The organism is Flavobacterium sp. LS1R10, from assembly GCF_003968825.1.
Classification (GTDB): Bacteria; Bacteroidota; Bacteroidia; order Flavobacteriales; family Flavobacteriaceae; genus Flavobacterium.
In genome coordinates, this window is sequence record NZ_RYDH01000004.1 from 42,706 (window position 1) to 55,361 (window position 12,656).

9 protein-coding genes are annotated in these 12,656 nt (G+C 34.3%); 4 read left to right on the plus strand and 5 right to left on the minus strand.

Annotated elements, in window-relative coordinates:
* Positions 1 to 226: 226 nt before the first annotated feature.
* Positions 227 to 1,081 (plus strand): formyltetrahydrofolate deformylase, encoded by an 855-nt coding sequence (purU, locus tag EKL96_RS08785; protein ID WP_126460985.1) that lies wholly within the window; start codon positions 227 to 229, stop codon positions 1,079 to 1,081.
* Positions 1,082 to 1,355: 274 nt separating this feature from the next.
* Here the strand turns inward: purU and EKL96_RS08790 are convergent, their stop codons facing one another.
* The 5 genes from EKL96_RS08790 to prfA form a co-directional block, all read right to left on the minus strand.
* Positions 1,356 to 2,141 carry an alpha/beta fold hydrolase gene (locus EKL96_RS08790; RefSeq protein WP_126461574.1) on the minus strand — a complete coding sequence of 262 codons (786 nt, stop codon included), beginning with the start codon at positions 2,139 to 2,141 and terminating at the stop codon, positions 1,356 to 1,358.
* A gap of 250 nt (positions 2,142 to 2,391) precedes the next feature.
* Positions 2,392 to 3,204 (minus strand): ABC transporter substrate-binding protein, encoded by an 813-nt coding sequence (locus EKL96_RS08795; RefSeq protein ID WP_197037203.1) that lies wholly within the window; start codon positions 3,202 to 3,204, stop codon positions 2,392 to 2,394.
* A 201-nt stretch (positions 3,205 to 3,405) separates the two neighbouring features.
* Positions 3,406 to 4,233: an orotidine-5'-phosphate decarboxylase gene (pyrF, locus tag EKL96_RS08800; protein ID WP_126460988.1), complete on the minus strand. Its 828-nt coding sequence runs from the start codon at positions 4,231 to 4,233 to the stop codon at positions 3,406 to 3,408.
* 38 nt (positions 4,234 to 4,271) lie between these two features.
* Positions 4,272 to 4,631, minus strand: coding sequence for a four helix bundle protein (locus EKL96_RS08805; RefSeq protein WP_126460991.1), 360 nt, complete (start codon positions 4,629 to 4,631; stop codon positions 4,272 to 4,274).
* A 63-nt stretch (positions 4,632 to 4,694) separates the two neighbouring features.
* Positions 4,695 to 5,771, minus strand: coding sequence for a peptide chain release factor 1 (gene prfA / locus EKL96_RS08810; protein WP_126460993.1), 1,077 nt, complete (start codon positions 5,769 to 5,771; stop codon positions 4,695 to 4,697).
* Between the two features lie 573 nt (positions 5,772 to 6,344).
* Between prfA and EKL96_RS08815 the strand changes: the two genes are divergently transcribed.
* The 3 genes from EKL96_RS08815 (at position 6,345) to EKL96_RS08825 (ending at position 12,569) form a co-directional block, all read left to right on the plus strand.
* Positions 6,345 to 8,147 carry a phospholipase D-like domain-containing protein gene (locus tag EKL96_RS08815; protein WP_126460996.1) on the plus strand — a complete coding sequence of 601 codons (1,803 nt, stop codon included), beginning with the start codon at positions 6,345 to 6,347 and terminating at the stop codon, positions 8,145 to 8,147.
* Between the two features lie 1,002 nt (positions 8,148 to 9,149).
* The gene (locus EKL96_RS08820) at positions 9,150 to 11,441 is read left to right on the plus strand and encodes a DNA topoisomerase 3 (protein WP_126460999.1); all 2,292 of its coding nucleotides are present in this window, start codon (positions 9,150 to 9,152) and stop codon (positions 11,439 to 11,441) included.
* A gap of 648 nt (positions 11,442 to 12,089) precedes the next feature.
* Entirely contained in the window at positions 12,090 to 12,569 is a 480-nt protein-coding gene (locus EKL96_RS08825) for a DUF6265 family protein (protein WP_126461002.1), read from the plus strand.
* Positions 12,570 to 12,656 lie beyond the last annotated feature (87 nt).

The window sequence follows — 12,656 nt, forward strand, 5'->3', positions numbered from 1 at the left end:
TAATTTAAGACTGCAATTTACAATTTTATTTTAAAAATTATCCGTTGTTACTGTTGGTTATTAATAAATAATAAAGTTTATGCCATGCAGGACAACAAATAGATTAAAATTGGGCTATTTTTTTAAACATAAAACAACCCAATCTAACTTTTTTATAAACACAGATACATTTAGTTTTGAAAAACACTAATCATTACTAAAAAACAAAGCTAAAAACAAAATGCTAATGCAAAAAATTACAATCCTAATCCATTGCAAAGATCAAAAAGCAATTATTGCCTCCGTTACAAATTATATTGCCTTCATTGATGGCAATATAATCTACCTAGACCAACACGTTGATGCTAATGAGAATGTGTTTTTCATGCGTTTAGAATGTGAATTCAATACCAAAAATTGGAATATTGAAGCTATTAAAAATGATTTTCAAGCAACGTTGGCTTCACCGTTTAATATGTCCTGGGCAATGTACACCCAAGATGAAAAACCAAAAATGGCATTATTTGTTTCAAAATACGACCATTGTTTGTATGATATTTTAGGACGCCACAGCGCTGGTGAATTGCCACTAGAAATTCCTTTGATAATAAGCAACCATGAGGATTTGAAACCAGTAGCAGACCGTTTTAATATTCCGTTTCATTATGTACCTTTTACCAAAGATACAAAAGCCGAAGGCGAGCAAAAACAACTGGATTTACTGAAGCAGTATACTATTGACTTTATTGTTTTGGCTCGCTACATGCAGATTATCACCCCTAAATTGATTGCGCAATACCCGAATCAAATCATCAACATTCATCATTCCTTTCTCCCTGCGTTTCCCGGGGCAAAACCCTATCACTCAGCTTTCATGAGAGGTGTTAAAATCATAGGCGCTACCAGTCATTATGTGACTGAGGAATTGGATGAAGGTCCAATTATCGAGCAGGATATTACCCGAGTTACACACAGTCATTCTATTGAAAATTTCATCATGAAAGGACGTGATCTGGAACGTACGGTTTTGGCAAGAGCCATAAAACTGCATGCCGAGAGAAAAACAATAGTATATGACAATAAAACGATAGTATTTCTATAGACTTATTACCCTTTAAAATCCAGGTCTTAAACAAAAAGATAACTCAAAATTAAAACCTGAGACAGTCCATCGTGTAACTTGCTACCGAGTGAACAAAAAGTATGCATTGAAACAAAGTAAAAAAAAACTTAACGTATGTACAACAAAGTAATAACAAAATCTTAACAGCAAAACGCCTCTGTAAGTGTGATCTTTGCAGAGTAATAAACTGGTTATTTATTATTTTGGTTTTGGTTAGTTAAAGAATTGCCTGCATAAAAAATGCAGGCAATTTTTATTTAGCAGTGTTTATAAAAGAAAGAACAGCATCGTTAAAAACATTAGGCTGTTCCACATTGACTACATGTCCACAGTTTTGTATTACAAACAACGTGGACGATTTGTAATGATTTTCTACCACTTTTTTAACTGATGGTAAAAACATATAATCCTCTTCGCCCATCACATAAAGCGTAGGAATATTTAACTCGACCTGACGGAACCATTTGAGTACCGGATTTATTTCGGCGGTGAGTTTAAACCATTTGATAAATTCTTTTTGGTATAATTTCTTGGCCTCGTTGATAAAAAGCACCCGAGACTGTTTGTGACTTTTTTTTGGCATGATGACAAAGGCAAAAAACTGATATAAAACCAAATAAGGCAGTACATATTTAAACAAATTACCCAATCGCATCAATACTTGAGAACGGAAATTCATTTTCAATATCGCACCGCCAAGGATCATGCTTTGCACGCGTTCCGGATACATTTCAGCCAATTGTCTGATGAGTATGGTTCCCAATGAAATTCCGACAAAATGTGATTTTTCAATTTTGAGATGGTTTAAGACTTCCAGAATATCATTGGCCAAAGCCGAAAAAGTATATTTTTGTTTGAAAGCTGTTTTCAGCGTAGGTTTTGATTCCCCGTGACCGCGTAAATCCAATAATAAAACACTATGCTGTTTCTTAAAATCCCGTATTTGTTTGAACCATATAGACGAACTTCCACCAGCACCGTGAACAAAAGTTACCCATTGGTCGCTGTTTTTATTTTCGTAAATGGTATAATTGATCACGTCTTTTTTTTGTAAAAATAGCACATTAATTTTAAATCCCAATCTTAACAAATAATAATGCTTCTTTTAAGATCGTAAAATGTAAATTTGCATAAAATCATCACCCATGAAAGGATTATTGCAAGAGAAAAGTGAAATAGAAAAGCTTAAAAAAGAGTACCAAAAGTTCTCAGAACTAAATTTCCATATCGAAAATTCTTCTGTTAAATCGATCGTGATAACAGAAAAATTGATTTTAGAAGAATGCGAATTATAATTTTTGATGCATTTTTTTAAAATAGTCAAACGCTTTTAGCAATCGGCTTCCATACCAGGAAAACATTTCACCATCTACAAATACCGTTTTTGCGTGGTGTGTATGCCTTCCTATTTCGAAAGCATCTTCCTCTTTGAAAGGATACGGCTCTGATGAAAGAAAAACCAAATCCGGATCCCCTTCTAAACGCATTTTTTTGAGTTCAATTTCCGGGTAACGTCCAGAAGTCTCGGCATTGCCTGCATATATGTTTTGAAAATGGTTTAGTTTCAGTAATTCATTGATAAAATTATTAGAACCGGCAACCATAAAAGGATTTTTCCAAATGAAATATACTACTTTTTGTTGCGGCTTATCTTTTATAAAGTTTTTAAAATCGCTCAGGGCAAAAGCCAATTTATCGTTCCATTTCTGGGCTTCGGTTCTGCAATTGAAAAGTTGACCAAAGTCGGCAATCATCTGAAAATTATCTTCAATCGTGATGATATTGGTCACCCAAACCGGACAAATTTTACGCAACTCTTCCACAATTTCAGCGGTATTTTCCTCTTTGTTACAAATGACAATATCCGGTTGCAACAATCTGATTTTTTCGTAATGCACTTTTTTGGTACCACCAACTATTTTCTTGGTCGACTTAAAATGATACGGATGCACACAGAATTTTGTAATTCCTATAATTCGGTCTTCCAAACCTAAATCATACAGCAATTCCGTTTGTGAGGGAACCAATGATATAATGCGTTTTGGCGAAGTTTCAAAAGAATGTGTTATTCCGAGTTGATCGATTAAAGTTTTTTGTCTCAAGTTTAATGTTTAATGTTTAGTAAATCTAATCAAAAATTATATTTTTAAACCATTAAGAAATTTAGAAAAATTAAGGCTTAAAAAGTTTAGCGCTAAAATTTTTGATTCAAATCTTAGCGCAAGGGTAATAAAACTTAATTTCTTAATGGTTTAAAATGAAGAATGATTGAATTCAAAATATTTTATAAAAACCCAAAAACGTTAAACGTTAAACTTCAAACGCATAATTTGCTCCATTTCCTGTTGCATTTTCAACGCTTCGGTTCTTGCTTTATCGGCAAAATCAGTTCCGTTTGAAGCATAAATAATCGCTCTGGAAGAATTGATTAGTAATCCAACATTCGCATTCATTCCGTATTTACAAACTTCAGCCAGACTTCCGCCTTGTGCTCCTACTCCGGGAACAAGCAAGAAACTGTCAGGAACAATTTTGCGAATTTCAGTGAAATATTCAGCTTTTGTTGCACCTACAACATACATCAGGTTTTCGCTGTTTTTCCAGTTTTTAGATATTTCCAAAACTTGTTTATACAATTCTTTTCCGTTTAAGTTTAAAGTCTGAAAATCAAAAGCACCTTCGTTAGAAGTCAAAGCCAACATAATCGTATGTTTACTTTTGAAAGCCAGAAAAGGCTCCACTGAATCTTTTCCCATATAAGGAGCAACGGTAATACTGTCAAAATTCAAATCTTCAAAAAAAGCTTTGGCATACATGGCAGACGTATTGCCTATATCACCGCGTTTGGCATCGGCAATAGTAAAAATATCCGGATACGTTGAGTTGATGTAATTAATTGTTTTTTGTAGAGACGTCCATCCTTTCAAACCATACGCTTCATAAAAAGCAACATTTGGTTTATAAGCCACAGCCAAATCATGCGTTGCATCGATTATCGCTTTATTGAATTCGAAAATGGGATCTTCCAATTCTAATAGATGCTGTGGAATTTTAGTCAAATCGACATCGAGTCCTACTGCTAGGAATGATTTCTTGCTTCTGATTTGGTCAATAAGTTGTTGTGTAGTCATTTTTTAGGTGGTGGGTTCTTAGATGTTGGGTGTTGGTTTTAAACCTTGGAATCAACATACTTTTTTAAGGATTGAATTCTTTTTTGAATTATGTTAAGCTCGGAAATAATTTCTAAGTGTAAAAACACATCCACAAAACCTATCTCTTTAGCTATTTCAATTTGAGTCTCTAATTCAAAGGCCGAACCTAAACTTATCTGTAAAAATCTAGAAAAATCCTTTTGAGAAGTTCTGGAACAACCTTCCGCTATGTTCGAAGGAATTGAAACTGCACATCTATTGATTTGAGAAACCAGTCCAAATTTTTCTTCTTTGGGAAACGAACCAGTAATAATATAAATTTTTTTAACAAGCAAAACAGAACTTTGCCAAACTTCTAAATCCCTAAAGTTTCTCATATATTTTAGTTTTACAAAAACCTATAACCTACTAAGACCTAAAACCCGGCGCCCAAAACCTATTTAAAAAACCTCGCTGGCTTCTTTCAGTTTTTCCATGTTGTTGACTAACGCCAACTCATCTACAATTTTCTGAATATCACCATTCATGATATTTCCCAAATCGTACAACGTCAAACCTACACGGTGATCCGTTACACGGCCTTGTGCATAATTATAGGTACGGATTTTTGCAGAACGGTCACCAGAACTTACCTGAGACGTACGCGTTGTAGCATCTTCCGCTTGTTTTTTGGCTAATTCCTGTTCGTACAAACGGGAACGCAAAACGCCAAAAGCTTTATCTTTATTCTTGTGTTGTGATTTCTGATCCTGACATTGCGCCACCAATCCAGTTGGAATGTGCGTCAACCGAACCGCTGATTTAGTTGTATTTACCGATTGTCCACCAGGTCCTGACGAACAGAAGAAATCCACACGCACATCATTCATATCAATTTGCACATCAAATTCCTCTGCTTCCGGCAATACCATAACAGTCGCCGCTGATGTGTGAACACGTCCTTGTGTTTCCGTTTGCGGTACCCGTTGTACACGGTGAACACCCGCTTCAAACTTCAAGGTTCCGTAAACATCCTCACCGGTAACTTCAAAAATCACCTCTTTGAAACCACCCGAAGTTCCCTCATTCATATCCACTACCGACGTTCTCCAACCTCTGTTCTCACAATATTTCGTGTACATACGGAACAAATCCCCGGCAAAAATACTCGCTTCATCCCCACCCGTTCCGGCACGAATCTCCACCATAACATTTTTAGCATCTTCGGGATCTTTAGGAATCAACATAAATTTGATTTCATCCTCCAGTTCCGGCAATCTTTCCTTAGCTTCGTCCAGTTGCATTTTGGCCATTTCGGTCATATCCGCATCACTGTTATCGGCAATTATTTCGTTTGCTTCGTCGATGTTTGCCATCAAAACAACATATTCATCGCGTTTTTCAGCCAAAGCTTTTAAACTTTTGTACTCTTGATTCAATTGCACATAACGCTTCTGATCCATAATAACATCCGGCTGAATAATCAAATCCGAAATCTCATCGAAACGTTGTTTTACTATTTGAAGTCTATCTAACATTTTCTTAGTCCTTTATTTAGGGTGCAAATTTAGTGAAATATTTCACATTATTTAGTGAAAAGATTTCACATTTTGGATTGCAGATTTCACATTTTTTTCGAGGAGCTGATTCCTGCTGTCATTCCAATCTTTATTGATAAAACTTGCTCCGCGTTTTATCAATAAAGGATTTTCCCTTCCATCAGGGCTATGGCATTTGTACTACTCAATATATTTTATTCGAATAAATCAATTTCTTGTACCGTCCGTTCGAGTGATTTTTAGTAGTAATGCGACAGCTTTACAACTAAAAATCGTATCTAGAAGCCTGTGAAAAGTTATAATCGTTCTGAAGCTATAAAAAAAGAAACGTTTTACGGTTTCCCGTAAAGTTCTTGAAACAAAAGGAGTTAGTTTTGGGTGGAGATTTAAAATTGAAATATTTTTATCAGTATTTTCGGTATTAAGTTATATATTTGAAACAACAAATGCGGGATTTAACTTCGTATATACATATTAATTTGGTTAGATTAGCGAAAGAAAACTTCGCCTACATACGAGTTATACCACATTTTATAAAACCGTGCACTTAAAATGAATCAAGAAGTTTTTTTTACAAATATTAGAAATGAAATAATTAAGCATTTAAAGGAATGTGATTCTGATTTAAAAATTGCTGTAGCATGGTTTACCGACAAAAAAATAATTTCCGAAGTAAATCATTTAATTGAAAAAGGCGTCGATGTTTCAATTATTATTTATGATGATCGTGTAAATCAAAAAGATTTATTTGAGCAACTTTATTATAACAAAGCCCAAATTTATCTTTCAAAAAAATTAATGCATAACAAATTCTGTATAATTGATAACAAAACTGTTTTGAATGGTTCATATAACTGGACTTTAAATGCAAATTCGAACGATGAAAATATTCAGATAAGTTATAACAATTTTTCTCTTGCAAATAAATTTAATGACGAGTTTGAAAAGTTAGCCTCGAATTGTAAAAGTATTGATTCTCATTTTGAGTATTCTCTATCGAATTTAGAAAATATAGATTACGAATTTGAAAATTATTATTCAAATTGGCCTAAATACAAATTTCCTTATTTCATTGATTTAATCAATTTTAAACCATCAAAAGAGAACTTATTTACAAATATCAAGGGTTATGTTTATTTGCTGAATAATCACGAAGGGGAAAAAAATTTCCTGTGGTATTATTTTTTATTGCATACTAAATATTCAATCAATAAAATACTAAAAATAAAACAACAAAAAATTTCATTACCCATAAGATTTAATTATGTGCATTTAAATAATGTTGATAAGAATAACGTAGCCGAATTTCTAAATGAAAAATATGTTATTGAGGAACATAAAAATAAGAACTATAATTCTGGTTATGATAGGTATTATATCTACTCAATAGATAAAGCTGGACAACCAACATCTGAAAAATATAGATATACCAATAAGTTATCAAGTGATTTATACTTAATGAAAATCCAAGGAAACGGTTGGGAACCTTATTTTATTGATAAAAACTTAAAGCAGACCTTCACTAAATACGACATCAATGAAATTATTAATAACGATGTTTTTATTATATCACATTATCAAAATTCAAAATTTATTCGTGGATTATTAAATAAAAATAATGAAGTTGTTATAGCGACGCAATTTGATAACTATTATTACAAAACAAATGAAGATTATATTGATTTTATTGAATATCCAATTTTAGAGATTAATACAACTAATGACTATGTTAGAGAATCAACTTATATAAAGTATGATAGATATAGTAATACCGCAAATGTTGATTTGATTGTTCATAGATATTCAATTGCCAATTATTCACTTATTAAAAAATTTAAAATTGACAGAACAGAAAAGAATGAAAATTTGAATTATTTCTTTTTAAGTGATTTTGATTATAAATATAAAGATTTTTACCAAAATATTAAATCTTTCAAATTTGACATTTCAAAAATCAGTCTTTCAAGTGTTAATACATCAATTACAGTTAAAGAGTTTAATGAATTAAAATCTAATTATTCAAATATTACAACGATAAATACTCTTTTCAATCAATATCAAAGAGAAAGAGTTAAACTTCAATTAGAAAAAGAAGCAATTGCAAAAAAACAAAAGGAAGGATGCTACATTGCAACAATGGTATACAAAAATTACGAACATCCTGACGTATTAGTCCTTAGACGTTTTAGAGACCAAAATCTACAACTACATTTTTTAGGCAGAATTTTTATCAGTAAGTATTACAAATATTCTCCTAAATTTGTAATGTATGCCGAAAACAAAAAAGTTTTGCATTTTTTTTCTAAAACTACAATTTTCATAATCTTAAAAATCTTAAAAAAAAACGTGGTATAACAGTTAGGGTTCCGTAGCGGCTGCAAGCCGAACAATAAACCCCGATCGCTCAGATATCCACAATCGTTAGCGCAGAATTGCATTCTGTGCCCACAAACGAGGGCAGGAAAAAACAAGTCAGAAAGCTATGTCAGTAAAACGATATTAGCTTTTTTTTAATGTTTAACACCCGATCGCTCGGATATCCACAATCGTTAGCGCAGTTTTGCAAACTGTGCCCAGAACGATGAGCAAATAAAATAATAGACTAACTAGATGCGATTGCTTCGTTCCTCGCAATGACTTAACCCCGATCGCTCAGATATCCACAATCGTTAGCGCAGAATTGCATTCTGTGCCCACAAACGAGGACAGGTAAAACAAGTCAGAAAGCTATGTCCGAAAAACGATATTAGCTTTTTTTTTAATTTTTAAAGCTGATTTAGAAGTAATTTTGTAAATTAGTTTGGGTGTCAATTGGAGTGGGCACAGAATGCAATTCTGCGCTAACAGTAAATGAGAATATATGAAGTAATCTACGGCATTTTCTCTTTCGTTATTATGAAAATGAGACGTAATCAATAGCCCTGATGGAAGCGGCATCTCCCGATATAGAAAAACAAGGCTTTTTCAGTCGTAGATTTTATTAATCGGGAATACAGCAGACAGCAGGACGGTTCTTCGTTGAGAAAAACAGTCGTTCTGCTCCTAAAAACAGCACGTCCTAACCGTTCATAACTCCACAAAATTTCTTTTTAATACCAATTTGTAAATTCCTAATTTGCGCCCTCAAAATAAGTAGCAAAAATGAAGGTCTGTATTACCGATCGCTCGAATATCCACAATCGTTAGCGCAGAATTGTATTCTGTGCCCATAACGATAAGCAAATAAATAATAGACCAACTGAATGGGATTGCTTCGTTCCTCGCAATGAATCACATACCAGTTCATAACTCCATAAAATTTATTTTTAATACCAATTTCTAAATTCCTAATTTGCACCCTTAAATCAGTAGGAAAAAATGAAGGTCTGTATTGCCGAAAAACCAAGTGTCGCCCGCGAAATCGCATCCGTTTTGGGAGCTAATACCAAGCATGACGGATATTATGAAGGCAATGGTTATCAGGTCACCTACACTTTTGGGCATTTATGTACCTTAAAAGAACCGAACGATTACAAGCCCCATTGGAAAAGTTGGGATTTGAACAATCTGCCCATGCTTCCCGACAAATTCGAAACCAAAGTGGTCGAGAATTCGGGGATCCAAAAGCAATTCCGAATCATAAAAAGCCTTTTCGACAAAGCCGAGTTGGTCATTAACTGCGGGGATGCCGGGCAAGAGGGTGAACTTATTCAGCGTTGGGTGATGAACGAAGCCAATTATAAAGGCGAGGTGCAACGCTTGTGGATTTCTTCCCTAACCACCGAAGCCATCAAAGAGGGTTTCCAGAACTTGAAACCATCTGCCAACTATGATAATTTATACTATGCAGGGTTTTCCAGAGCCATTGGCGACTGGTTACTGGGCATGAATGCCACGCGTTTGTACACCGTAAAACATGGCGGATACAAACAAGTTTTGTCTATTGGCAGGGTACAAACCCCAACATTGGCAATGGTTGTGGACCGATTCAAGGAAATCGAGAATTTCAAACCGCAACCGTATTGGGAGTTGCAAACTTTATACAGAGAAACGCTTTTCAGCTATGAAGAAGGGCGCTTTTTGAAAAAAGAAGATGGCGAACTCTTGGCCAATAAGGTCAAGGAAAGTGAGTTCGAAATAGTTTCGGTCGAAAAAAAGAATGGCAATGAGTTTGCACCTAAACTATTTGATTTAACAGGATTACAGGTGTATTGCAATACCAAATTTGGTTTTACGGCAGATGAAACGCTCAAAATTGTGCAGACTTTGTACGAACAAAAAGTAGTTACGTATCCCAGAGTTGATACGACGTTTTTGCCCAATGATATCTATCCAAAAGTGGCTGGGATTCTGAAAAACTTGACGAATTATGCTGCATTGACGCAACCGCTTTTGGAAAAAAAGATAAAAAAATCGACCAAAGTTTTCAACGATAAAAAAGTTACGGATCACCATGCGATTATTCCAACGGGGATTCAATCCAACTTGCAATACAATCAGCAGCAAGTATATGACATAATTACCAAGCGATTTATAGCCGTGTTTTATGACGATTGTTTGGTTGCCAATACCATCGTTATTGGGAAAGCAGCAGATGTAGCCTTCAAAACGACAGGAAAAGAAATCCTGAAAAAGGGATTTCGCGTAGTCTTTGAAGATCCAAACGCCAAAGAAAAAGAAGCCGATATTTTACCGAGTTTTGTTGTAGGTGAAAAAGGGCCACATGAACCCTCGTTTTTAGAAAAGGAAACCAAACCACCGAATCAGTTCACCGAAGCTACTTTATTGCGCGCCATGGAAACCGCAGGCAAGCAAGTGGATGATGAAGATTTACGCGAATTGATGAAAGAAAACGGTATTGGGCGTCCCTCCACGCGAGCCAATATTATTGAAACGCTGTTTAAACGCCAATACATCATTAGGAACAAAAAACAGGTATTGCCAACACCTACGGGAATTCAGCTTATTGACACCATTCAAAATGATTTGGTGAAATCAGCTGAACTCACCGGCTCTTGGGAAAAGCAGTTGAAAGATATTGAAAAAGGAACTTTTACCGCTGCTGCGTTTATTAAGAACATGAAAAACATGGTAGAAGCTTTGGTCTATGAAGTGCGAAGTGAAACCAGACGTGCCAATATCTCGCATGTGGGAAGCATTCAAAAAGAAGTTGTCAAAGTCGAGAAAAAGAAAGCCGCAGGAATTTTGGCGGAAGCCTGTCCAAAATGCAGAAAAGGAACACTTATCAAAGGAAAATCTTCATTTGGATGTACCAATTATAAAGCAGGTTGCACGTTCCTATTGCCTTACACTTTTGCAGAGAAAAAAATATCCGAGAACCAATACTTGCGATTACTACAAAAAGGATCTACTGTAAACATGAAAGATTTTAAAACTGATATCGGCACTGTGGAAGGTTTGCTTCGTTTTGACGAAAATTTCCAACTTCAATTAGAAGCCAAGAAAGCTTTAAAAAAAGTCATTCCGGACGAATTAGCCTGTCCGAAATGCAAGAAAGGAACGGTGCTAAAAGGAAAAATGGCTTATGGCTGCAGCGATTATAAATCAGGCTGTGATTTCAAAGTGCCTTTTGATGTGGTCAGAGCAAAACTGAAAGATCAAAAACCAACTAAAGAATTGGTTTATATTATTTTGAATGAAAGTGATTAAATTTTGTTTTAACCATATAAGTAGCAAGAAAGATATATTGTCGCAATTATTAAAAAGAGTTTTTGCCACAGATTGTAAGGATTAAAAAGATTTTTAAAATTACATAACGAATTAATCTGTGCTAATCTGTGAAATCTGTGGCAAAGAAATTTAGTGCTTTATTAAAATACGACATTAAATTTTAGTCATTACTTAAGTTATATAAGAAAACCCGTTGGGTGCAATTATTCAAAACGTCAGTTCGAGTGTTTTTTGTGTAGTAAAACGGAACAAACTTCTCGATACGCTTCGCACTCGAAGTGACGTGTATCGAGAACCGTTTTTAATACTAATTTTCTAGTTCTCGATATAATCCCGCCCAAAAGCGGGATCACTCGAACTGACGAAAATTATCATCAAAAATTAATTGCACCCAACGGGTTAAGAAAGTTAGTTTATTTGTCACATTGGCTGAAGAGAACGTAAGTTAAAACATTCTTTATGAACTATGCGACTTTCCTTAAATGAACTGTTTTTTTCCTTTATTCTATTCAAATTAAAAACTTATATGACTTATATGGTGAACCTGTGATTCCAAAACTAAAAAAGCGACGTTATTCTATTTTTTCTTAATTTAGCAGTTCAAAATAAAACCAAATATTTACACCAATGTTTCAAAAAACAACTCTTATATTACTTTTGTTAACCATTTTTTCCTGCAAAGAATCGGATGCAAATGAATTAGAAAAAATGAAAGCCGCCAATTGGATTTTAGGAAATTGGGAAAATAAGTCCGTTGATGGAAATCTTTCTGAAACTTGGAAAAAAGTAAACGACAGTACTTTTGAAGCGCAATCCTATTTTATCAAAGAAAAAGACACTTTGCATTTTGAATCTATTATTTTGCAACAAAAAGGAGAAGAATTAACGTATTCAACTATGGTAAAAGGACAAAACGAGGATAAAGCAGTCGCATTCAAGTTGACAACGACAACTGAGAAACAACTGGTTTTTGAAAACCCGAAATATGATTATCCTCAAAAAATTATTTATAGTCAAATCAATCCAGACAGTATGGTGACAAAAATTTCAGGAATCCAGCAAGGAAAACCTAGTTCCGAACAATATTCAATGAAAAAAATCAACTAAAATTTTAACATTTTAGTTCCAATCAAAACCTTGCTCGAAATAAGCAAGGTTTTTTTATACCGTTAAAAAACTGTTTTGCAGTGGAAT